Source organism: Paenibacillus sp. 102, from assembly GCF_039549175.1.
GTDB lineage: Bacteria > Bacillota > Bacilli > Bacillales > Bacillaceae_G > Bacillus_A.
The window spans coordinates 504602-527694 of record NZ_JBCGHT010000001.1 but is presented as its reverse complement, the minus strand read 5'-3'; the positions used below and the strand labels follow the sequence as shown (position 1 = coordinate 527694).

At 34.3% G+C, this 23093-nt stretch carries 21 protein-coding genes and 1 riboswitch; of the genes, 11 read left to right on the top strand and 10 right to left on the bottom strand.

Annotated elements, in window-relative coordinates; translation table 11 throughout:
- Window positions 1-241: 241 nt before the first annotated feature.
- Window positions 242-1264: a maltose operon transcriptional repressor MalR gene (gene malR / locus AAIE21_RS02720; RefSeq protein WP_343265348.1), complete on the top strand. Its 1023-nt coding sequence runs from the start codon at window positions 242-244 to the stop codon at window positions 1262-1264.
- A 13-nt stretch (window positions 1265-1277) separates the two neighbouring features.
- Here the strand turns inward: malR and AAIE21_RS02715 are convergent, their stop codons facing one another.
- Window positions 1278-2441, bottom strand: a complete 1164-nt coding sequence (locus AAIE21_RS02715) for an aminotransferase A (RefSeq protein ID WP_343265347.1) — start codon at window positions 2439-2441, stop codon at window positions 1278-1280.
- 100 nt (window positions 2442-2541) lie between these two features.
- Complete coding sequence (locus tag AAIE21_RS02710) at window positions 2542-2742, bottom strand: hypothetical protein (RefSeq protein ID WP_017151082.1); 201 nt, start codon at window positions 2740-2742, stop codon at window positions 2542-2544.
- A gap of 309 nt (window positions 2743-3051) precedes the next feature.
- Here AAIE21_RS02710 and AAIE21_RS02705 point away from each other — a divergent pair, with 309 nt between their 5' ends.
- The gene (locus AAIE21_RS02705) at window positions 3052-4326 is read left to right on the top strand and encodes an ATP-binding protein (protein ID WP_343265346.1); all 1275 of its coding nucleotides are present in this window, start codon (window positions 3052-3054) and stop codon (window positions 4324-4326) included.
- 447 nt (window positions 4327-4773) lie between these two features.
- Here AAIE21_RS02705 and AAIE21_RS02700 read toward each other — a convergent pair whose 3' ends face one another.
- Window positions 4774-5517, bottom strand: coding sequence for a DUF3967 domain-containing protein (locus AAIE21_RS02700; protein ID WP_343265345.1), 744 nt, complete (start codon window positions 5515-5517; stop codon window positions 4774-4776).
- Window positions 5518-5755: 238 nt separating this feature from the next.
- On the opposite strand from AAIE21_RS02700, the gene nucA reads away from it, so the two are divergent.
- Genes nucA through AAIE21_RS02685 form a run of 3 tightly spaced genes read left to right on the top strand, consistent with a single transcriptional unit; the run spans window position 5756 to window position 6791 of the window.
- The gene (gene nucA, locus AAIE21_RS02695) at window positions 5756-6190 is read left to right on the top strand and encodes a DNA-entry nuclease (RefSeq protein ID WP_343265344.1); all 435 of its coding nucleotides are present in this window, start codon (window positions 5756-5758) and stop codon (window positions 6188-6190) included.
- Between the two features lie 41 nt (window positions 6191-6231).
- Window positions 6232-6621 (top strand): competence protein ComJ, encoded by a 390-nt coding sequence (comJ, locus tag AAIE21_RS02690; RefSeq protein ID WP_343265343.1) that lies wholly within the window; start codon window positions 6232-6234, stop codon window positions 6619-6621.
- A complete protein-coding gene (locus AAIE21_RS02685; protein ID WP_343265342.1) occupies window positions 6618-6791 on the top strand; it encodes a hypothetical protein in 174 nt (57 codons plus the stop codon). The genes comJ and AAIE21_RS02685 overlap by 4 nt, the downstream gene beginning before the upstream one ends.
- Before the next feature lie 50 nt (window positions 6792-6841).
- On the opposite strand, the gene metE is transcribed toward AAIE21_RS02685, so the two are convergent.
- From metE to AAIE21_RS02670, 3 genes are all read right to left on the bottom strand, one after another.
- Window positions 6842-9130, bottom strand: coding sequence for a 5-methyltetrahydropteroyltriglutamate--homocysteine S-methyltransferase (metE, locus tag AAIE21_RS02680; protein WP_343265341.1), 2289 nt, complete (start codon window positions 9128-9130; stop codon window positions 6842-6844).
- 129 nt (window positions 9131-9259) lie between these two features.
- A riboswitch (cobalamin riboswitch) is annotated at window positions 9260-9448 on the bottom strand.
- Between the two features lie 345 nt (window positions 9449-9793).
- A complete protein-coding gene (locus tag AAIE21_RS02675) occupies window positions 9794-10348 on the bottom strand; it encodes a PadR family transcriptional regulator (RefSeq protein ID WP_343265340.1) in 555 nt (184 codons plus the stop codon).
- A gap of 92 nt (window positions 10349-10440) precedes the next feature.
- Complete coding sequence (locus AAIE21_RS02670) at window positions 10441-11976, bottom strand: MDR family MFS transporter (RefSeq protein ID WP_343265339.1); 1536 nt, start codon at window positions 11974-11976, stop codon at window positions 10441-10443.
- Window positions 11977-12556: 580 nt separating this feature from the next.
- On the opposite strand from AAIE21_RS02670, the gene AAIE21_RS02665 reads away from it, so the two are divergent.
- Window positions 12557-13069: a hypothetical protein gene (locus tag AAIE21_RS02665; RefSeq protein ID WP_343265338.1), complete on the top strand. Its 513-nt coding sequence runs from the start codon at window positions 12557-12559 to the stop codon at window positions 13067-13069.
- Window positions 13070-13096: 27 nt separating this feature from the next.
- On the opposite strand, the gene AAIE21_RS02660 is transcribed toward AAIE21_RS02665, so the two are convergent.
- Window positions 13097-13330, bottom strand: coding sequence for a phage holin (locus tag AAIE21_RS02660; RefSeq protein ID WP_343265337.1), 234 nt, complete (start codon window positions 13328-13330; stop codon window positions 13097-13099).
- Window positions 13331-13766: 436 nt separating this feature from the next.
- Here AAIE21_RS02660 and AAIE21_RS02655 point away from each other — a divergent pair, with 436 nt between their 5' ends.
- A complete protein-coding gene (locus tag AAIE21_RS02655; protein ID WP_343265906.1) occupies window positions 13767-14387 on the top strand; it encodes a YkyA family protein in 621 nt (206 codons plus the stop codon).
- Between the two features lie 30 nt (window positions 14388-14417).
- Here AAIE21_RS02655 and AAIE21_RS02650 read toward each other — a convergent pair whose 3' ends face one another.
- Entirely contained in the window at window positions 14418-14870 is a 453-nt protein-coding gene (locus AAIE21_RS02650; RefSeq protein WP_343265336.1) for a YkyB family protein, read from the bottom strand.
- Between the two features lie 178 nt (window positions 14871-15048).
- On the opposite strand from AAIE21_RS02650, the gene AAIE21_RS02645 reads away from it, so the two are divergent.
- Together AAIE21_RS02645 and AAIE21_RS02640 are read left to right on the top strand one after the other, a co-directional pair.
- Window positions 15049-16587 carry a Ppx/GppA phosphatase family protein gene (locus AAIE21_RS02645; protein WP_343265335.1) on the top strand — a complete coding sequence of 513 codons (1539 nt, stop codon included), beginning with the start codon at window positions 15049-15051 and terminating at the stop codon, window positions 16585-16587.
- Window positions 16588-16695: 108 nt separating this feature from the next.
- Complete coding sequence (locus AAIE21_RS02640) at window positions 16696-18804, top strand: RNA degradosome polyphosphate kinase (RefSeq protein ID WP_343265334.1); 2109 nt, start codon at window positions 16696-16698, stop codon at window positions 18802-18804.
- 466 nt (window positions 18805-19270) lie between these two features.
- Here the strand turns inward: AAIE21_RS02640 and AAIE21_RS02635 are convergent, their stop codons facing one another.
- Both AAIE21_RS02635 and AAIE21_RS02630 read right to left on the bottom strand, forming a co-directional pair.
- Complete coding sequence (locus AAIE21_RS02635; RefSeq protein WP_174099227.1) at window positions 19271-19504, bottom strand: hypothetical protein; 234 nt, start codon at window positions 19502-19504, stop codon at window positions 19271-19273.
- Window positions 19505-19603: 99 nt separating this feature from the next.
- Window positions 19604-20461, bottom strand: coding sequence for a metallophosphoesterase (locus tag AAIE21_RS02630; protein ID WP_343265333.1), 858 nt, complete (start codon window positions 20459-20461; stop codon window positions 19604-19606).
- Window positions 20462-20757: 296 nt separating this feature from the next.
- On the opposite strand from AAIE21_RS02630, the gene fadH reads away from it, so the two are divergent.
- The gene (gene fadH / locus AAIE21_RS02625) at window positions 20758-21522 is read left to right on the top strand and encodes a 2,4-dienoyl-CoA reductase (protein ID WP_343265332.1); all 765 of its coding nucleotides are present in this window, start codon (window positions 20758-20760) and stop codon (window positions 21520-21522) included.
- 266 nt (window positions 21523-21788) lie between these two features.
- Window positions 21789-23006 (top strand): EAL domain-containing protein, encoded by a 1218-nt coding sequence (locus AAIE21_RS02620; protein WP_343265331.1) that lies wholly within the window; start codon window positions 21789-21791, stop codon window positions 23004-23006.
- Window positions 23007-23093: the final 87 nt, after the last annotated feature.

Below are 23093 nucleotides of genomic sequence, written 5' to 3'. Positions count from 1 at the left end.
TATAGATAGAATTCATATGACATCCTATAAGAAAAGATGTGAAAAAAATAGTATATTATAGTATAGGAAAATAAGTCTGTATCCCTTACAATACATGAAGAGGGAGAATATTAGTTTACATTAATATAATTTTTTTGAGAAATGAAATAAAGTAATGGTAGCTTTCGTTTTCTCCTAATATCTGTGGAAGACAGAATAAAAATAGATATGAATGAAGAATAAGAAGAGAGGAGGAGATTTAATGACAGTTACAATTAAAGATGTAGCAAAAAAGGCAAATGTTGCCCCATCTACAGTTTCTCGTGTAATTGCTGATAATCCAAGTATAAGTGAAAAAACAAAGCGTCGTGTTCGTAAAGTAATGAGCGAGTTAGGATATCATCCGAATTTAAACGCAAGAAATCTTGCGAATCAAACGACAAAAACAATCGGGCTTGTTATGCCAAGTTCTGCAAGTAAGGCATTTCAAAATCCATTTTTCCCAGAAGTAATCCGAGGAATTAGCTCGTTTGCACATGTCGAGGGTTATGCGCTATATATGTCAACTGGTGAAACAGAAGAGGAGATTTTTAATGGTGTTATAAAGATGGTACAGGGTCGTCAAATCGGCGGAATTATTCTTCTTTATTCACGTGAAAATGATCGTATTATTCAATATTTACATGAACAGAATTTCCCATTTGTTTTAATCGGGAAGCCTTATGAAAGAAAAGAGGAAATTACATATGTAGATAATGATAACTATACAGCTGCAAGAGAAGTGGCAGAATACTTAATTTCACTTGGACATAAACAAATAGCGTTTATTGGTGGTGGCTCTGATTTACTTGTTACAAAGGACCGTTTAGCAGGAATGAGCGATGCTTTAAAATTAGCTGATATTATGTTGCCAGATGAATATATTCTACATTTTGATTTCTCAAGAGAGAGTGGTCAGCAGGCTGTAGAAGAGTTAATGGGACTTGAAAAACCGCCAACAGCAATTATGGCAACAGATGATTTGATAGGTCTTGGGGTATTAAGTGCGCTCGCTAAAAAAGGAGTTTCCGTACCGAAAGATGTTTCAATCGTCAGCTTTAACAATGCTTTGTTATCTGAAATTGCGAGCCCACCGCTTACAACGGTCGATGTTAATATTTATCAATTAGGATATGAAGCTGCGAAAGCTTTAGTTGATAAGGTGGAGCATTCTGAGTCTACTTCAAAATGTATCATTATTCCGCATAAATTATTAAAGCGTCAAACTTGTGATCATTATGCGTAAAAAGCTAAGAGGGTTACCTCTTAGCTTTTTGTTTTAAAAAATCTTCTAAACGATCGCAGCCTTCTGTTAGTGTTTCCATACTATAAGCGTATGAAAGACGGATATATCCTTCGCCATACTCTGAAAATGCTGTTCCTGGAACAACAGCGAGTCCAGCTTCTTTGACAAGATCAATTGCAAAATCAAACGATGAAGATGTTAGATTTCCAACGTATGGGAATAAATAAAATGCGCCAGTTGGCTTCTCAACAGTTAATCCCATTTGAATCAATCTGTTGTATACGTAATCAAGGCGTTTTTTATATTGATAACGCATCATTCTCGGTGCATCTTTAGCAGCTGTTAATGCTTCGATTGCAGCGTATTGTGCGATTGAAGTTGCACATGTAACGTTGTATTGATGAACTTTTAAAATATGCTGCGCTAAATAGCTTGGAGCAAATAAAAGACCGATGCGCCAGCCTGTCATTGAATGTGATTTTGATAATCCATTAATGACGATCGTTTTATCGCGCATTTCTGGAAAATGAGCGATGGACGTGTGGTTTTCTTCATATACAAGTTCACTATAAATTTCATCAGAAAGAACGAATATGTTTTTATCTTTTAAAACGTTTGCAATAGCTGTTAATTCTTCTTTTGAAAGTGTAACGCCAGTCGGATTAGAAGGATAAGGTAAAACGATGCATCTTGTTTGATCTGTAATTGCATTCTGAATCGCTTCTGCAGTTAAGCGAAATCCTGTTTCTCGAACATCTACAAACACAGGGATTGCGCCGCATAGTCTAATAATAGGTTCATAGCCTGGATAAATAGGAGCCGGTAAAATAACTTCTGTTCCAGGCTCTAGAATGGTACGAAATGTAACATCGATCGCTTCACTAGCACCGATTGTAACGATAGTTTCGTTTTCAGGTGAATAGTGTAAATCGTAATTTTCCTTTAGAAAATGACAAGCTGCTTTGCGTAACTCTAATAGGCCAGCGTTGTGTGTATAGCTCGTATAGTTTTCTGTGATTGCTCGTTTTGCAGCTTCTTTTACTAAAGAAGGTGTTGGGAAATCCGGTTGTCCAATTGTTAAAGAAATGAGGTTATCATAGTTTTGAATCATATTAGAGAACTGGCGGATACCAGAAATTTGAATATCTTTTACTCTAGGATTAATGAATTGTTCCATCTTGTCTCCCTTTCTTCCGCTTGAAAATTAATTCCATTTTAACATATTTTTAATTATTTCGCTTTGCAGCGCATAAAAAAAGCCGCTTAAAGCGACTTTTTTAATAACCGTATTCCCAATCTATTTCATCTTCATTCCAAAGCACCGAAGATACCTTTCCAAGATACATAACAGATTCATTCACAGCGCATGTGCAATGTTCTTCACCAGTTTTGTCTTGTAATTCTTCGTATACCGATTTATCCACATTTTCGAGAACAACCAAATTTTCCTCTTTTAAAACAAGCGTAGTTCCTGCCATATTTATCTTCCTCCTACTAAAATAATGGTCACTTATTTGTAAACATAGATAGTATGGATTATATGCTGTAAGTTGTTATAGTTGTCCGTTTACTGGACCGTTTTATATTTTATTTTTAATCCGTATTCATTGTATCTTGCATTGTGATAATTTGGTATAGGATTTACAATCATTTCGGAAAGTTGTAACATTTCTTAACATTTATTCACAAATGATTCGTAAATATGTTAAGAAAAATCTAAATTTTAAAACAAAAGTGACTGTAAAGTGATATAATCATATCAAAATACATGTAGAGGATGAATGGGTATGGAGCTAATCCGTGACTTAATGATCCAAGTTGCTATCATTATTCTGCCACTGTTTTTATATGAAGCGATTCGTCTAAATCGCTATCAAGATATGCCTCCAAAGCCCAATCGCTATTTTATTATGTTTTTATCTAGTATTACGCTTGTTCTTTCTATGACGTATTCGATTTGCTTTGGTGATGTTTGTGGTTATAATTTTCATCCGATTCCAATTATTAGTGCATTTTTGTATGGTGGGATTGCAGGGGTTATCCCGGCTTTTATCTTTGTTATATACGAATGGTTTTTGAATGGTTTGCAGTGGTTTCGGATAATAGAAGCTTTGTGTCTTGCAATTATTCCTTTATTGTTATCAAAAAAGTGGTCGGTTTTTCCAAGGGAAAAAAAACTTATTTTAGCTCTTATTATTTCATCTTTGTATGTTCTGGTCGGTTTAGCGTGTAGTATGTTTGGAGTTTTATTGAGAGTAGGCTTTACACCACCTATGTCGCATTTATATAGTGGGTACATATTCGCTTCTCTTATTATGGTTATGACGATGGTATTTCAAGTGTATTTAACAGAGTATTTAAATGAAAATGCATTGTTACGTACAGAAATGCAAAAATCTGAAAAGCTGAACATTGTAAGCGAGCTAGCGGCGAGTGTAGCACATGAAGTTAGAAACCCCCTTACAGTTGTTCGTGGTTTTATTCAGCTATTAGAGAGTACAGAAGATATGAAGAATAAAGATTATATGCGTCTTGTACTAGCTGAGCTTGATCGGGCTGAACAAATAATTTCAGATTACTTAAATTTAGCTAAACCACAAATTGAAAAAAAGGAACATATATGTTTATCAGCGCAGCTTATAGAAATGACAACTTTAATGTCTTCGTTTGCAGCTATGCAAGGTGTTTATTTACAAGTTGAAATTTCTGAAAACCTTTATACGATTGGTGATAAGACAAAGTTAAAGCAAGCAATTATGAATATTGTTAAAAATGGAATTGAAGCGATTCAAGAAAACAAAGGGTATTTAAAAGTAACCGCCATTCAAAAAGAGGATATTATTATAGTGCGAGTAAAAGATAGCGGTGTTGGAATGACGAAAGAACAGTTAGCTAGGCTTGGGCAACCGTATTATTCATTAAAAGAAAAAGGAACAGGTCTAGGGCTTATGGTTACCTTTAGTATTTTACAAGCACATAATGGTACGCTGGAATATAAAAGTGAAAGTGGAAAAGGAACGGAAGCGATTATTACATTACCAGCGGTTAGAAATAAGGAATAAAAGTTACCAATAGAAGGTAACTTTTTTTAATTCAAATTAAAAAATCGACATAACCCCCTTCTTTTCAGTTGGTAGAGAGGATCCAGCCATGCATAGAATCGGTCAGAGCCTTTTCCTGCCCCATGCGAAGTGAAACCAAAGAGAGAGAATAAGAAAAGGTCCTCTTTTTCTTCATAGCTGTGATTTATATGTGAAAACCCAAATGCAAATTAAAAAATCGACATAATCCCCTTCTTTTTAGTTGGGAGAGAGAATCCAGCCATGCATAGAATCGGTCAGAGTCTTTTCCTGCCCCATGCCAAGTAAAAACAAGTAGCAGGCACCTTTTCTTCTTCGTGTGAGCAACTTATATGTCGAAAAACGAAAATGGACTTATATACGTGAAAATGAAAAGCTTGTAAAGCTTCTACATTTGGATGATAGAAAGCTAATGATAATGGTTTTACTTTATTCATTTGTTTTTTCGGGTTTGACTCGAACAAATAAATTTTTAAATGATCGAAATAAACTTTGATCCCTCGAGGCGGCTATGAGTCGCTTTGTTTCTTGAATTTCACGAATGACTTGCATAAGCTGTGCATCTCGATTGCTGTCTTTATTATAAACGTGATTGACAAGCTTGTTCATTTTTTCTTCTTGTTTTGACTCACGCTTATACATATGATTCATCAATAAGTCCATTTTTTCTTTTTGCAGGGCATCTGTTTGAGCGGCGTGATCAATAAGCTCTTGCAGCATTTCTTCCTGGTTGCCTTCTTTTACATAGACTTGCTGCATTAATTCATCTAGTTTTTCATCTTTTAAGCGGTTTTGTGTAATTAAAGTTGAGTTTTGATGAATAATCGCTTCGTTTAATTGTGCAAGCATTTCAAGCTTTAGCATGAATTCTTCAAAGTTTCGACCTTCATCTTTTGATTGAACCTCTTGATTTTTCTTTATCACCGGCACAGGTGGATTCTCTTTTTCTTTTAAAATGATAGGGATTGTTTCTGTAATATCTTCTTGTAGTGTGGCTGCTCGTTCATGAATTGATTTCAAAAGCTTCATATCATCCATTTTATATATACGAGCATCAGCGGTTTTTGTGATTATATAACCATGCTCTTCTAAAAGTTGACTATATTTTCGAACTATGTGTTTCGGGATTCCTGTTTTATTTGTAACATCCTTCGTTTTATATGTCGCCTCCATGACATTTCCTCCCCAAAAAGTATCGTATATACAAATTCCATTTTTTATTTGGACTTCCTTTGAAAAAGAATGTCGGAAACCTAGAAGTTTTCTACATGATTAGCGAAAAGTTGCATAAAAATGAATGTTTTTGGCGTAAGGGAGAGGCAGGGATAAAATAATGTCTGAAAACATATATCGAGGAAGTTTGTTATAATAGCCTAGGAAAAGAAATTAGGTCAAAAACGGAGGTACATATATGAAACAATTAAAAGGTATTATCATTTCAATTATTGCGATTCTTTCTATTTTGGTTGCTGTTTATGAAGCTTTTATACCAGAGGAGCCAAAAAATAAGAAAGAAGTTACATATGATCAAGTTCTAGAGTTTCCAAAAGAACGATATCCTGAGACAGGTAAACATATTGCAGATGCGATGAAAGAAGGACATTCTAAAGTGTGTACGATTGATCGAAGTGGTGCAGCTGATAGAAGAAAGTTGTCTCTAGCTCCATATCCAGCAAAAAAAGGGTATGATCGTGATGAATGGCCAATGGCGATGTGTAAAGAAGGTGGAAAAGGTGCGCATATTGAATATATTAGTCCTGCTGATAATAGAGGTGCAGGTTCATGGGTTGGAAATAAATTAGATAAGTATCCCAATGGTACGCGCGTAAAGTTCGTAGTGAAGTAATAGAAAGCCATTCTAATCAGTGATTGAAGGGGATGATATATGTGGAATTAATAATTTCCTATTCACAATTAATCGTGATGAATTATAATGGGGAACAGCCTTATGTAGACTGGACGAATGAAGATTTTGAGAGAGGGTATGCTGAAACAGAAGGTGTAATTATTTTTGAGGCAACTTCTGATTATACGTGTGAAATCGAGGTATCTACAGGAAAACACGTTGAGAAAGAAGATGTAATGAGAACGATATCAGCACCGTTTACTGTGGGAGATGAGGGCGTTTTTATAAGTAGCATTCTTTCAAGTAAATTTCATATCCCTATTCCGGAAGGTGAATATGTGTTAGTGATGCAAGCGATACCGCTTGAAGAACCGACAGATGATGAACTGTACAAGGTTCGGTATGAACTGTTTTTCGAAGAGAAAGAATGAAGAAGTCACTGCAATGTTGCTGGACTAATTATGGGGGACAACTTGCAGCACATCTTGGATTTCACTTTATTTTTATTTGTACGAGTGTATTATTAGCACTGAATGCCGCTGGAATCTTTTATCATTTTTATTTGGTATCACCGATGCGAATTAAGAAGAAAGCTAGTTGAAAATGTATAGTATGAAAAGAAGATGTCTCAAAAAGACATCTTCTTTTTAATTATGCGTTTGTTTTTAGAAGAGAACGAGCCTCTTTAGCAGCTTGGACCATATGCTCTAAAGCAGGTATAACTTCTTCTGTTCTTCTTGTTTTTAAACCACAATCTGGGTTAATCCAGAAGTATTTTGGATCACATACTTTTAAGGATTGTTCTACAATTGTATACATTTCATCTTTACTTGGAACACGAGGGCTATGAATATCATAAACTCCTAAACCGATTCCCTTTTCATATGTTGTATGTTCTAATGTATGAATGAATTCACCATGGCTTCTTGATGTTTCAATAGAAATAACATCAGCATCTAATGCACGAATTGCATCAACAATGTCTTCGAAGTTACTGTAACACATATGTGTATGAATTTGTGTTTCGTTCGCTACAGAAGAAGTTGCTAAAAGGAATGACTGAACAGCCCATGTAATATATGCGTCCCAATCTTTTTCTTTTAGTGGCATTCCTTCTCGGAGTGCTGGTTCATCAACTTGAATAACACGGATACCGGAAGATTCAAGTAATTCGATCTCATGACGAAGTGCTAATGCAATTTGATAAGAAACTTCTTTTCGTGAAATATCATTTCGAACGAATGACCAATTTAGAATTGTCACAGGACCTGTTAACATACCTTTTACAACTTTATCTGTAAGGCTTTGTGCATATGCAGTTTCCTTAATTGTCATCCCATTAATAAAGGCAACATCACCATAAATTACAGGTGGTTTCACGCATCGGGAACCGTATGATTGTACCCAACCATTCTTAGTGAAAGAGAAACCAGCAAGTCTTTCACCAAAGTATTCCACCATATCAGTTCGTTCAAATTCACCGTGAACGAGCACATCAAGACCGATTTCTTCTTGATAACGAATCCATCTTTCAGTTTCTTTTTCAATAAATTGTTCATATTGTTCGTTTGTAATATCACCGCTTCGCCATTGTTTACGTGTTTGACGAACTTCAGTAGTTTGTGGGAAGCTACCGATTGTTGTTGTTGGAAGTAGCGGTAATTGTAATGCTTCTTGTTGCAGTGCATAGCGTTGTTCGAATGGAAGAGGACGAGAAAAGTCTTCTTCTTTAAGAGTTGCTCGTGCTGATTTTACATCCTCACGATTACGTGCAGCTGAAGAACGTATAGCTTCATGAGCGGTACGGTAAGTAGCTAATTCAGTGCTAACACCTTCAACACCTTCAGAAAGTGCACGTTTAATTAGCGTAAGTTCTTCTAACTTTTGATTTGCAAATGCAAGAGCATCAAATAGTTCTTTTGATAAATGTGTTTCTTCTGTTTTGTCAATTGGAGTGTGTAGTAAACTACAAGAAGGTTGAACAATCCAATCTTTCGGTGTAAAACGGTCTTTTAATGTTTTAAATAAAGAAAGAACTTCATCGAGATCGGCTCTCCAAATGTTACGGCCATCTATACAACCAACAGCTAAAATTTTGTCTGTTGGGAAACCATGCTCTAAAATAGCTTTTACATTGCCTTCTTTACCGTGAACAAAGTCCAATCCAATGCCGGATACAGGGAATGTAATAATCTCTTCATAGTTTTCTTCTACGCTATCAAAATAAGTTTGTAGAATAAGAGATACATGTGGAACTTCTTTACGAATTGTTTCATAAAGTTCTTTAGCTTCTGCAATTTCTGCTTTTGTTAAAGATGCAAAAATCGGCTCATCAATTTGTACGAAGCGTGCGCCAGCTTCATGCAATTCAGTTAATAGTTGTACATAAGGTGCAACTAGTTGTTGTAAGATTGTTGCAAATTGATCTTCTTTATATCCTTTTGCTAATTTTAAGAATGTATAAGGTCCTAATATAACTGGTTTCCCATCGACCCCTAGCTCTTGTTTTGCTTCTTCATATAAGCGAAGAGGGCGATTGTCTTTTAAAGAAATATCTAATCCTTCTTCATATTCAGGAACAATATAATGATAATTCGTGTTAAACCATTTTGTCATTTCGGAAGCAACGTGATCTTTAGAGCCTCGTGCCATCGCGAAATATACATCAAGATAAGAAGAGAACTCAGAAAAACGTGATGGAATAAAGCCGAGCATATAAGCAGTATCTAGTACATGATCATAATATGTAAAATCGCCAATAGGAATTAAGTCAATTCCTTTTTCTTGTTGTGCCTTCACATGCTGAAGACGAATTTCTTTCATGCTTGTTAAAAATTGCTCTTCATCAATTTTGTTTGCCCAAAAAGCTTCTAACGTTTTTTTCCATTCTCGGTGTAATCCAATACGTGGATACCCTAAATTACTTGTTTGAATTGCCATTTAAAATTCCTCCCTAATTGAAAGTAAGCATTTCCGTTTACTCGGAAATGCGTGTAACGAAAAGTATAAAGGTACAAAAAATAGCCCTTTCTCCTCGTTCATAACACCTAATCATCATCCGTGAGTCTATCAGTGTTGTTAAAATAGGCAGGTCTCCTGGCTTATGCTTTATACGATTTCTTTCACCTTCCCGTTTTCACAGTGGTATAGAAAAGAAGTCTCTGCACTTACAGTGGCGGGACCGCGTTGGAATTTCACCAAGCTTCCCTTTTAAACACGAAATAAGAAATTTCGGGTACCTATTTTCCTTTATGAAAGGAATTTAACAAGCGAATATGATATTGAAACAAATTCTAACATAATTTTTTAAATTTTGTCTACTGTTTTGAAATAAGAATATTTTAAAGTTTTTAATTCTTATTATTCAGAAAAATAAATCTGCTAAAATTGAAAAATAATAAAGAAAGATGTTTTTCATCATTAACTTGCATGCAAGAATAACGAGAAAATATGAGATGAGTGTTAAAAGAAAACAAGAAGACGAATGTTGATTGATTAGAAAGTAGATAAGAACAAAAATAGAGAAAAACTGCTCGTAAGAACTTGATTAATGAGAATTTTTACGAGCAGTGGGAAGAAAAGCATTCAGGTATAGAAGTTTTACTATATATCCATTCCAATTTCAGAAAGACATCCAGCGCTTGCATCCTTATGTAGTTCATTTAACCAATGTAATTCAACGGTAATATGTTCAATAACGCTTTTTAAAATATATAGTTGTGCACGAGGGATTGTTGTTTTACTATGGTCGTATATCGCTTGCATCGTATGTAAATATTGAATTGTATCATCTCTTTTTTTTTCTAAAATAGGAATAATAGCTTTTTCATCGCCAAAATGAGCAAAGGAAAGAGCTGAATAGATTGGTTTATATATTTGGTTTTTAGCTTCAAATTGCTTCAATAAAAGAGTCTGGAAAAGATCTTTTCCAAATTCAGTGATATGGAAAATTGTTTTATCGGGTCGATTGGTATCTCGTACTACGTTTGTAACCGCAATTGCTCCTTGCTTTTCTAATTGTTCAAAAGCGTAGTAGAGAGAGCCTTTTGCATATTTAATATAACAATCCATTTGCCGTTCTTTCATTGTGTGCTGCACTTCATATGGATGTTTATCTCCTTCGAGTAGTAAACCGAGAATGACTAGTTTCATACTCATGCTGTCTCAACTCCTGTAATATAAACTTTATACATAGTATAAACGGTATATCTCTTTCGATAAAGAGATATACCGTTTTGTTTTGTCATATATTAACTTACTTGTTTCTGTTTTTTCGTTGTTCCAGTTAAGAGACGTTCTTTACCCATCATTGTAATACAGATAATACTTAGAATAGCTGGGATAAGCGCCCAGAAAAATGTATCGGCAATAGATGTCGCAAGTGCTTGTTTAATTCCATCCAATATTTGCGGTGGGATTTTTTCAGTGGCATGCGGTGATAATAAAAAGCTTGTATCCCCGCTTTCGGGTGCCATCTTCGCCAATTCTGGAGGGAAAACAGTTTTTAATTTGTCAGTGAAAATATGGTTTTGAATCGTACCAAAAATTGTTACACCAAGAGTCATACCGAGAGAACGGAAAAATGAGTTTGTGGATGTGGCAGAACCTCGGTCTCTCATTTCTAAGTTGTGAATGGAAGACATACTTAAAACAGAGAAAGAGAAGCCGACTCCAAGTCCAGCAAGAATCATAAAGAGTGTTACGAGTACGCGTGGTGTTTCCATTGTTAAGGTGCTGAGTAAATAGATACCAAGTACAAAGAAAATACCCGACACGACCATGATGTTACGGTAACTTGTTCGTGAAGCGAATTGTCCACCTGTTTGGCTTCCAATTACAGAACCAACCATCATTGGTGTTAAAATTAGTCCAGCATTTGATGCGGAACCACCGAGGACGCCTTGGACAAAGATTGGAATATAAACTGTGCAAATAATAAAAGCTGCGCCATAGAAAAAGGCAACACCTTGACTTGCTGCAAATAATTGCTTTTTAAATAAATGGAAAGAAATAATCGGTTCTGTTGCTCGTCTTTCTACGAAGAAGAAGATAATAAGCATAATAGCAAACGTAGTAAATAGGCCAAGAATCATATTGGAATTCCATGCATATTCCTTACCGCCAAGTTCTAGTGCAAACATTAAGCAAACAATGCTTATTACAAGTGTAATAGCACCAGCCCAATCGATTTTTTGTTTTTTATATTGTAGAGACTCTTTGTAGTACTTGGAAATGAAGAAGAAGGAAATAAGACCTAATGGAATATTAATATAAAAGACCCAGTGCCAACTTATATAATCAGTAATATAAGCGCCTAATAAAGGGCCGAATACGCTTGACGTTCCGAAGACTGCTCCAAATAATCCCGTCATTTTCCCTCGTTTTTCTGGTGGGAATATATCATACATGATTGTGAAGGCAATTGGCATGAGAGCACCGCCACCAATCCCTTGAATCGCTCTGTAAATACTTAGCTGTTCAATGCTTGTTGCTGTACCACAAAGAATAGAGCCAAGTAAGAAGAGAAGTAATCCACCGATATAAAAACGTTTACGACCATACATATCCGAAAGTTTTCCGAAAATCGGCATTCCTGCCATTGTTGCTACCATATAAGCTGATGTGACCCAAACAAATTTATCAAATCCCCCTAGGTCTCCAACAATTGTTGCCATGGCAGTGGCAACGATTGTATTATCCATTGCTGCCATTAAAATACCAAGTAATAATCCAGCAACAACAAATTTTGTTGTACTCACTTTGTTTTGAGATGTTTGTTCTTGCAAACATAGTCCTCCTTTTATATAAGATTAATTACTCTTTAGGATAGTGATCCTTGCTTTAATATGTCTTTATGTACGACTATGATTTCAGTATTCCTTTTATAAAAGGTGCCATAAAGAATAGAAAGTATAAATTATATTATAGTCAAATTTGACTAAAAGGCAAATTTTTTTACTTAATCCAGCTACTTGCGGATAGTAAGATTCCTACCTCGAAATTCAGCGAAAGTACAGAAGTTAGGTGGGAGATCAACAGCTTGTAAAATCCCGGATTAGTGAGAGCTAATAATTAGTGGAGGGTGAACTTCTACTAATTAGCATTTTACTTTATAGCTTTCAATATTGAAGAAATAAAAGGAAGTTATTGAATAACATGGTGTATAGCTATTTAAAATGGTTTTTTAATCGCGTTGTCGAATAAGATAAAGAAGAAAGATAAAAATGTTGAAGACGTATATTTTTTATTGAGAGAAAATAGAAAGATATTTTAAAGGGAACGAATTGGAGAAGGGTGTTTTAATATTGAAGAGAACAGAATAAATTTGTACAGATAATAACATCTGGAATGAGGTGAATTGTCATTGTGAAAATGTGGGAAATAAGTCTAGATAAAGAAGTGTTCCCTTTGTCTTTACAGCCTGTTATGTGGATAGAAGGTGGTTCTAAAGAAGTTACGAGTAAACAATCTAATCAAAATGTAACAGTAACATTACAAATTCGCAGTCAAAAAGATAAGGGTTTTTCACAAAAAGTTGTTTATGGTATACATGAAATTCTTTTTATTCAATTAGAAGTTGAAAACATAGGAAGTGAAGAGGTTTCTCATGTAATCGTTAGTCATATGATTCGGGATTATTTTGCATATATCCCTAATACATTACAAACGAATAAAGGAACGGGAGAGTTTTTATTTCAACTTGTAAGGTGGCGTATTGATGAATTACTATCAGGTGAAAAGGCTCAATTAACCTGTCAGGTGAAAGCATCACGTATACAAATTCCGTCCAGTATTTCATTACGTGCTACATACACGTTCCAGCAGAAAGGCCGATTATATGGGCCACTACAAACAAAAGAAGTGATGTTGATACAATAAAAAGGAACCCTGATATGGGTTCCTCTTTTAATGAAGGTTATGCTTCTTTAATAATTCTTTTTGTTCCAGGCCTTTTTTTCCTACATAGTTATTTTTATATCCGAAATATAAAATATATAAGAAAGAAGCAACATTTATGATTGCATCAATTTGTTCATTTGTAATAAAAGAAAGCCCGAATGATTCAAATAATAGTTTTAATGATAAGAGAAATCCAGCTAAAAAACGAGTGATGTCTGAAATATTTTCTCTTTGTAACATTTTCTTCTCCTTTCGATAATGGATATATACTATATATATGAAATAGAAAAGAAAATGAATACAAGCTATACGGACAAATCTATCAGGGGAGAGTCCATTTCTTATTTTGATTATTGTTATGGAATATAAATAATGTTTTTCGTAACAAATTTTTCTCTTTTGTTACAAAAAAACAATTCTTTGTAACAAAAGTCTTTAAAAACAGATTTAAACATCATATAATTGTGATGGATGTGTCAATACATTTTTGCACAATGGTTTTTCATTTAAAAAGTGTAGGGAGAATAATCTCTACACTTTTCCTTTTAAGGAAATAAAAAGAATATTTGTAAGTTGTTGCAAGTAAACCTTTACACTGTGTAAAATGGACAAGAAAAGATTGTAGGGGGAAAAGAAGTTGAAATATAATAAAATAGCAATTGTAACGGTTTTATCTATGACATTATTAGCTGGTTGTTTCGGACCAAAACCAGAAGAGGAATTATATGTAGCATTTGAAAATGCTGCAAAGCAAGAAAAGTTAATGTTTGAAGACGCGAAAAAATTAGAGACATTAGAAAAAGAAGGTCAAACATTATACGGTCAAATTGTACAAGAAGGAAAAGATAATAATCAAGCGGTGAAAGAAAAGTTAGATCAAGCAATGAAAAATACAGCAGAACGCGGGAAAGTAATTGATAAAGAAAAAGAAGCGTTGAATAAAGCTCAAGAAGAAGTAAAATCAGTCGATAAATATGTGAAAAAAATCGAAAATGGTAAGCTAAAAGAACAAGCAGATAAAGTGAAAAATACATATGAAAAACGACATGAGTCTTTTAAGAAGATGTATGATAACTATAGTAAATCTTTGAAGTTAGAAAAAGAATTATTTACAATGCTTCAAGATAAAGAGGCAAAATTAAAGGATATTAGTGATAAAGTAAAAGCGGTGAACGAATCTTATAAAGCTATTGATGCTGAAAAAGATAAGTTTAATGAATATACAAAATCATATAATACAGAAAAAGTAGCATTTTATAAACAAGCGAACATTAAAATAAAAGAAGAGAAAAAATAAAGCAGGTTGGCCGTTATGGCCAAACCTGCTTTATTTTTTTGTGTACGTACGACGATACCAAGGAATCGGTTCGCTTAATTTTTTTTCTTGTTTTAGCGCTTCCGGCCCAATATAATCTTGGAGCGTTTTTTTCGCTACTGCTAAAGGTAGAGTTGTTTTTGGGTTTCTATAGGAAGATTCGAGGCTACCGAGATGCGGGAGATTACTGAAATCATCTTTTGTAGGAGGAATATGAAAGAAATAGTCACCTAATCGAATGAGAACATCTGATTGTTGCTGACTAAAACGCGGATTTCTAGAGAAATGTAATCCTTCTTTTATTGCTTTCTTTTCCTTAATTAAACGCTCCAAAGCAATCTTTTTCAACCAATATAAATATTTAGGATTTGTAGCAGCTTTTGCATGCCGGTTCACAATGAAAATAGATTGAGCCAATCGATCAATAGAATGTTGTTTGTGTGACTGTGACTGTGAAGGTTTCATAGTGGGACCCCTTTCTAGTTTTTCAATATTATAGCATAAATAAAAGTAGTTTTTATTATATCAAAAAATGATTGTATATATTTTCAATATTAAAGCAATATTGTTACAAAAAACAACTATTTTGTATAATAGTGATAGGAATGGTTTCTAGAAATTTGATAATGAAAGAGTGAGAAGTGTGAAAGATATATTGAAACAGCAATATGCCATTATTGATATTGGTTCAAATACGATGCGATTAGTGATTTATGAAAAACAAAATGGGGGTTTTTATAGAGAAATTGAAAATACAAAGGTTGTGGCACGGTTAAGAAACTATTTAATAGATGGTGTGCTAATAGAAGAAGGAATGAATATACTCTTACAAACATTACTCGAATTTCAAGAAAGTACAAGATTTCACGGATTACATAATGTGTTATGTGTTGCGACAGCGACCATTAGACAAGCAAAAAACCAAGAAGAAATAAAAAAACTTGTAGAAGGAAAAACTGATTTTGTACTTAGGGTTTTATCTGAATATGAAGAAGCACGCTATGGTTATTTAGCTGTGATGAATTCAACTTCTTTTACTGAAGGAATTACTGTCGATATTGGCGGGGGAAGTACGGAGGTTACGTATTTTCGGAATCGAGAAATTATAGAGTATTATAGCTTTCCTTTTGGGGCACTTTCTTTAAAACAACAATTCATTCATCATGAGACACCAACTGCAGAAGAATTAGAAGAATTAAGAAGATATTTATGGTATCAATTTGAAACGTTACCTTGGTTAAAGGAAAAAAGGCTACCTCTGATTGCGATAGGCGGGAGTGCCCGGAATATGGTGAAAATTCATCAAAATATAATTTCGTATCCAATAGCAGGTTTGCATTTATATAAAATGAAGGAAGCGGATATAAGGGATGTAAAAGAGGAATTAGAAGGTCTTTCTTTTGCAGAATTACAGAAGTTAGATGGGTTAGCAAAAGATCGGGCTGATACAATTATTCCAGCGGTAGAAGTATTTTATATGCTAACAAACATAATACAAGCTCCGTCCTTTGTATTAAGCAGGAAAGGATTACGAGAAGGTGTTTTCTATGAGGAACTTACAAAAAATTTAGGTGTTTCTTATTATCCAAATGTGATAGAGGAGAGTCTACACTTATTGTCCTATGAATATGAAATGGATATGAAATTTGTTGTTCAACTTATCAAGCAAGGAACGTTAATTTGTACACAACTTGAAGAGTCTGAAATGATTTCTTTTTCAGAAAAAGATTGGTGTATATTTTATCAAGCTGCCAAAGTGTTTAATATTGGGAAATACATAGATGCAGAAGCAAGTCGTCTGCATACATTCTATTTATTGGCGAATAAAACAATTGACGGTATGATGCATAAAGAGCGTATTAGGCTTGCGCTTATCGCATCTTATAAGTCGAAAATGTTATTTAAACAGCATTTGGAACCATTTGAAGGGTGGTTTGATAAAAATGAACAAAAAAAGATTCGTTTGTTAGGAGCGATTTTACAATTTTCTGCTGCTTTAAATGTGAGGCAAAGGAAACTGATTGAAACGATTCAAGTGAAGAAAAATAAAGAGGGGCTTGTCTTTCACATTGAGTGTGAACAATCGGCTTTAGCAGAAAAAGTGCAGGCTGAAAAGCAAAAGAAACAACTTGAAAAAGTATTGAAGGTGAACATTCAACTGGTGTTTGAAGGGAAATGTTAAGTTGTACGGATGTCTTTACAAAAAATTTACACTTATATAAATTGGAATTTGCTACAATAAATGTAACTAAATTATATTGAAAAAGTTTCAAAGGGAAGTGTGAGGGAAATGGAATTGATAAAGGACAATCCTGTAAATTTTAATGATACTGCTTACTATAATAACCGCGAATTAAGTTGGCTTGCTTTTAATGAACGTGTATTGCAAGAGGCGCAAGATCAAAGTAATCCACTTTTGGAAAGATTAAAGTTTATTAGTATTTTTAGTTCGAATTTGGATGAATTTTTTATGGTACGTGTTGCGGGATTAAAAGATCAAGTAAAAGCTGGCTTTAATCAACCGGAAAATAAAGCTGGCTTAACACCGAAACAACAACTAAATAAAATTGCTATGAAAGCTCATGAATTGATGACAGTTCAGTATAATACATTTAAAAACACTGTGTTGCCAGCGCTTGAAATGGAAGGTGTCGAGCCGTTAACATTTCAAGATTTAACAAAAGAACAACGTGAATTTATTGAAGAATATTTTGATGAACAAATTTTTCCAGTGTTAACCCCTGTGGCAATAGATGCGTATCGCCCGTTTCCTATGTTGTTAAATAAAAGCTTAAACTTGGCCACTATTCTGTATGATGAAAAACAAACAGAGGAAGAGAATCGAACAAAACTTGGAATCGTTCAAGTACCATCATTGCTCGAACGTTTTATTTTTTTACCGAGTGAAGACCACAAGCATAAATTTATTTTATTAGAAGATGTAATTAGTAGCTTTACTCATAAGTTATTTACGGGATATAAAGTATCTTCTGTTACACGTTTTCGAATTACACGTAATGCAGATTTAACAATTCATGAAGAGGGTGCACGTGATTTATTAAAAGTGATTGAAAAAGAGTTAAAAAAACGTAAATGGGGAGCGGCTGTCCGTTTAGAAATTGGCAAAGAGCATGTCGATGAAAGAGTTTTAGCTTTATTATATGAAGTGTTAGAAGTGAAAGATGAAGATGTATATATGATGGATGGACCGTTAGACTTAACATGTTTATTCTCCTTGTATAAAAAATTAGCGCCTTTATATGATCATCTTGTTTACCCAGCGCTTATACCACAGCCCCCTCAAGATTTAGATGATGAAGAAGATGTATTTGAAAAAGCGATAGAGCATGATATTTTACTACATCATCCGTTTGAATCTTTTCAGCCAGTTATTGATTTTGTGCGTGATGCAGCAGATGATTCGAATGTACTAGCAATAAAGCAGACGTTATACCGTGTAAGTGGGGATTCACCGATTATTCAGGCTTTAAAAACTGCAGCGGAGAAGGGGAAACAAGTAACAGTACTTGTTGAATTAAAAGCTCGTTTTGATGAAGAAAATAACGTCCATTGGGCAAAGGAACTTGAACAAGCTGGTTGCCACGTTATTTATGGTGTAAGTCATTTGAAAACACATAGTAAAATTACCCTGGTTGTAAGAAGAAAACACGGAAAAATCGAAAGATTTGTACATCTAGGAACAGGAAATTATAATGATGCGACAGCAAAGTTATATACAGATTTTGGATATATTACATCCCGAAAAGATTTTGGGGTAGATGCGACAAATTTCTTTAATTACTTGAGTGGTTATACAACAAAGCCACACTTTCATCACTTGTCAGTAGCACCGTTTGATATACGTCATCAATTTATGGAATTGATCGATGAAGAGGTTCGTTATCATAAACAATATGGGGATGGACATATTATTGCAAAGATGAACTCGTTAACAGATAAACCGTTAATTCAAAAACTATATGAAGCATCACAAGCTGGAGTAAAAGTGGAACTTGTTGTTAGAGGAACGTGCTGCTTGCGGCCTGGTATTAAAAACGTAAGTGAAAATATTCGTGTGATTAGCCTTGTTGGACGTTATTTAGAACATAGCCGTATTTATTATTTTCATCATAATGGAGATGAGAAGATTTATTTATCTTCAGCTGACTGGATGACAAGGAATATGGAAAAGCGAGTAGAAATCTCTTTTCCAATTCTAGGTTTTGAAATGAAAGCAAGAATAAAAGCAATCTTGCAGCTTATTTTAGCGGATAACGTAAAAACACGTGAACAAAATAAAGATGGTGAATACTATTATGTAATAAATAATGGTTCACAAGAGATTGATAGCCAATTGAAGTTATTTAAGATGGCTTATCAAAATACGGATGCAGAGTAATGTGTGAATTCAAAAAAGTATAAAACCATTTTTTTAGACGGGAGAGAGGATCCGTCCCTACATAGAAGTGGTTCAGCCATATGTCAAGTGAAAACAAAGGTAGAAAATGAGTGGAGGTCCTCTTTTAGTTTCCTAGCAGTGACTGATATGCTGAAGGATATTTATGTATACATACACATTGAAAATACGATATAAAACCATTTTTTTAGATGGGAGAGAGGACCGTCCCTGCATAGAAGCGGTTCAACCACATGTCAAGTGAAAACAAAGGTAAAAATGAGTGGAGGTTCTTTGTTAGTTTCCTAGCGGTGACTCATATGTCAATAAATTAAAATGGATTTATATGTTAAATAGTTAAGTTTAATAACTTGTAAGCAAGTAAATTCCTGGATTCAAGATTATGAGAATACGACGAAAAAAGCCTCTTACTAAATGAAGAGGCTTTTTTTCATAGTTTTTGTGTATGTTAATAATAATATGGTTGGCACGGGCCTCCGTAACAAGGAAACGGCGTTGGTGGATATGGTGGTGGGTACGGAGGATAGTAAGGGGGCCTAGGGCCGAATGCTAAGGCTCCGCCAATTAAGCCACCAGCAAGTCCTGCTAAAAATGGGACACCGAAGAATGGTAAGAAGCGTGAGTCACTTACTGGGCCAATGGGTCCTGAACGAACTAGATAGGGCTGAGGATATGGGTACACGTAAAAACCTCCTTTATTGGACTCATTGTTATCATATGGTGAAAAAGTATGGATGAGCGAGTACAAGAAAGGATATATAAGAAAATAGGCAATGATAGGTTACAAGTGCTGAAGAGTAAATACTGTAATTTCAGGACTGGACAAAAAACGAAATGGAACGCGTGTCCTTCCAAGACCGCGATTTACATAAAGAAGTAATTCTTGAATATGATAAAATCCCTCAATGTAATGCTTTGCTAGGGCTGGGGTAACAAGTGCTCCTAAAAAGGGAAGTTGTACTTGTCCACCATGACTATGTCCAGAAAGCTGGAGGTTCACGGGAAAGTTAGCAATTTTAGGTGCGATATCAGGTTCATGTACGAGTACAATTGTATATAGCTCTTTCTGCACATGTTGTAATGTTACGTCAATTTCTGGTTTTCCAAGAAGCATGTCATCAATTCCGAAAATAGCAATTTCGCTATTATCTAATAAGCGAATACGTTTTTCGGTATTTTGTAATACTTCAAAACCTGCATCATCCATAATTTTCATATAGTATTCGGTTCCATACCCACCATGATCATGATTTCCGTAGATTGCAAATTTACCAAGGGGTGCACGGATGTTTCGTAAAATTGAAGAAACAAAAGGAATTTCGCTATATGTTTGGTAGTCGTCGATTAAATCACCAGTAAAAAGAACAATATCAGGTGCAATCTTATTTATTTTTGAAACGATTGTAGAAAGGTGTTGGAGAGAAAAATAGTATCCTAAATGTAAATCACTAAATTGAACAATTTTCATACCATGAAAATTTGGTGGAATGAGTGGAGAGCTCAGTGTATGGTGAGTCAAAGAAAGACAGTACGGTTCAATATACTTTGCATAGTAATAACCGATACTAGCCGTAATACAGGTATAGAAACAAGAGCGTATTCCGTTTTTTATAAAATTTCTTCTTGTTATTTGTTTCATAGGAATATAAATAGGCCTATATAATGAAAAAAAGTAGGATAAGTATTATATGAATGTGGTGTAGGCCACAACAGCTCTCCTTTCTTTTTATTTCTTCTTAAAGAAGTATAATTGAGTCGATTAACCTTGTCATCTAGTGAAAATAAAATTTAGTAGAATAGTCTAGAGTTAAGAGCATGGTTATTAGGAAAAAGATGGATTGTATATAAAGATATCAGAAAAGTTTAAAAATATAAAGATTTCTATTAAATAAAGTGGTAAAATGAATATGCATTCATTTTTGGGAGGGGATATATTTGAAAGAAAAAGTAGTGATTATAACAGGTGGTTCAAGTGGAATGGGAAAAGGAATGGCAATTCGTTTTGCGAAGGAAGGAGCACGCGTTGTTATTACGGGACGTACACAAGAAAAACTTGAAGAAACAAAAAAAGAGATTGAGCAATTTTCAGGGCAAGTATTGACAGTACAAATGGATGTTCGAAATATTGAGGATATAAGTCGTATGATTGAATATATTGATGAAAAATTTGGACGTATTGATATTTTAATTAATAATGCGGCAGGGAATTTCATTTGTCCTGCAGAAGATTTATCTGTTAATGGTTGGAATGCAGTTATTAATATTGTATTAAATGGAACGTTTTATTGCAGTCAAGCAGTAGGGAAGTATTGGATTGAGAAAGGGATAAAAGGAAATATCATTAATATGGTAGCGACGTATGCATGGGATGCAGGACCTGGTGTCATTCATTCTGCAGCTGCGAAAGCGGGTGTATTAGCAATGACGAAAACACTTGCTGTTGAGTGGGGACGTAAATATGGCATTCGCGTTAATGCAATTGCTCCTGGACCAATCGAACGAACAGGCGGTGCGGATAAATTATGGATTTCAGAAGAGATGGCTAAGCGTACATTACAAAGTGTTCCGCTCGGTAGGCTTGGTACACCAGAAGAAATAGCAGGCTTAGCTTTTTATTTATGTTCCGATGAGGCTGCATACATAAATGGAACGTGTATGACCATGGATGGTGGACAGCATTTGCATCAGTATCCGTTTTAAAAGAGATTATATAAAATGAAAAGTGGGGGATTAATACCCATTCATGCGAGGTAAAATGTGACGGATTTGTGACATATGAAAGAAAAGTATTTACAATAGGTTTTTTATAAGGTATATTTAAGACCTCTTTTTTCTTCATAGTAGAATTGCTAATTCCCCTTAGCATTTTACCCCTCTAATCCCTTCAGGAAAACTGAAGGGATTTTTTATTATTTTTCTATACATATCATGTTATAATTTTTGAAAAGTAAAGGGAGGGAAACATTTTGGTAGATGCGTTAGATGTAATGAGTAATTTGGATAAAGTCCTTCCTTATTATCAAGCTATTTTTAGTGCTGATGAGCATACAGTAATTGGATATGAGGTAGTAGGTCGTATTCAAACGGAGGAAGGGATACAAAGTCTTTCTTCTTTTTTTCATGATGATTCCATTCCAGGTGAATTCCAACTCGAAGCGGATAATGTCATAGTAGAAAAGGCATTAGAACGCTACTTGGAAACAAATCAAACTTTTTTGTTATTTATACATCGTAATGCAAACATATTAATGAATGATGAAGATGAAAGTTTACTTCATTTATTGTTAATGTATGAAAAAAAAGGATTGAATTTAGGGCGTATCGTCTTAGAAATAACAGAGCACGAGTGTAAGGAAGATATAGAACAATTTAATCATTTACTTATGTATTACCGTACATATGGTATTCAAATTTCAATTAATAAAGTAGGAACGGGCACGAGTAATCTGGAACGGATTAGTGTACTGGCACCTGACATTTTAAAGGTGGATTTAACGAATTTAAGACAAACTGCACTTTTACAATCTTATCAAGATATTTTATATTCTTTGTCGTTATTAGCGAGAAGAATTGGTGCGACATTATTATATGAAGAAATTGACGCGTTTTATCAGTTGCAATACGCTTGGAAAAATGGCGGAAGATATTATCAAGGAAATTATTTGAAAGAGTGTTTGCCAGACTTTATTGAAGCGAATATTTTAAAAGAACGCCTTGGTAATGAATGTCATCAATTTATTCAGCATGAAAAGAAAAAATTACAAAAAATTTATCAATTGACGGAAACATTGCGTGATCAAATTGGAAATGTTTTATCTAAGCAGAAAAAGAATGAAAACGTTAATGATTGGTTATTACATTTTAGTCAGCATGTATCACATTATAGTTTTCGAATCTTTATTTGTAATGAAGACGGCTTTCAGCAATCGGGAAACATTATGAAAAAAGATGGTGAATGGATTGTTATGCCAGAGTATTATATGAAAAATTGGAGCTGGCGCCCATATTTTTTAGAAAATATAATGAAAATGAGATTTGAAAATAAAGCAAGGCTCTCTGACTTATATGCAGATATAGAAACAGGAGAGATGGTACGAACATTTTCCTTTCCAATTGATGATGAACATTTTTTATTTATTGATTTGTCCTATGAATTTTTATACGAAGAAGATGTTTTATTTTAATGCACGAAGCAATTCGTGCATTTTTTTGTTTGTTTTTATCATAAATTGGTAATAGTGAAAAAGATGGTGAAAATGCTGTCTATCATT

Excerpts from the sequence above, each read along its gene's own strand:
- AAIE21_RS02655 (WP_343265906.1), top strand. The coding sequence starts at position 13,767 with ATGACATTATTAGCTGGTTGTTTCGGACCAAAACCAGAAGAGGAATTA.
- AAIE21_RS02660 (WP_343265337.1), bottom strand. The coding sequence starts at position 13,330 with ATGTTACAAAGAGAAAATATTTCAGACATCACTCGTTTTTTAGCTGGA.
- AAIE21_RS02710 (WP_017151082.1), bottom strand. The coding sequence starts at position 2,742 with ATGGCAGGAACTACGCTTGTTTTAAAAGAGGAAAATTTGGTTGTTCTC.
- AAIE21_RS02630 (WP_343265333.1), bottom strand. The coding sequence starts at position 20,461 with ATGAAACAAATAACAAGAAGAAATTTTATAAAAAACGGAATACGCTCT.
- malR (WP_343265348.1), top strand. The coding sequence starts at position 242 with ATGACAGTTACAATTAAAGATGTAGCAAAAAAGGCAAATGTTGCCCCA.
- AAIE21_RS02650 (WP_343265336.1), bottom strand. The coding sequence starts at position 14,870 with ATGAAACCTTCACAGTCACAGTCACACAAACAACATTCTATTGATCGA.
- AAIE21_RS02715 (WP_343265347.1), bottom strand. The coding sequence starts at position 2,441 with ATGGAACAATTCATTAATCCTAGAGTAAAAGATATTCAAATTTCTGGT.
- AAIE21_RS02675 (WP_343265340.1), bottom strand. The coding sequence starts at position 10,348 with ATGAGTATGAAACTAGTCATTCTCGGTTTACTACTCGAAGGAGATAAA.
- metE (WP_343265341.1), bottom strand. The coding sequence starts at position 9,130 with ATGGCAATTCAAACAAGTAATTTAGGGTATCCACGTATTGGATTACAC.
- AAIE21_RS02685 (WP_343265342.1), top strand. The coding sequence starts at position 6,618 with ATGAAGAAGTCACTGCAATGTTGCTGGACTAATTATGGGGGACAACTT.
- AAIE21_RS02700 (WP_343265345.1), bottom strand. The coding sequence starts at position 5,517 with ATGGAGGCGACATATAAAACGAAGGATGTTACAAATAAAACAGGAATC.
- nucA (WP_343265344.1), top strand. The coding sequence starts at position 5,756 with ATGAAACAATTAAAAGGTATTATCATTTCAATTATTGCGATTCTTTCT.
- AAIE21_RS02640 (WP_343265334.1), top strand. The coding sequence starts at position 16,696 with ATGGAATTGATAAAGGACAATCCTGTAAATTTTAATGATACTGCTTAC.
- AAIE21_RS02705 (WP_343265346.1), top strand. The coding sequence starts at position 3,052 with ATGGAGCTAATCCGTGACTTAATGATCCAAGTTGCTATCATTATTCTG.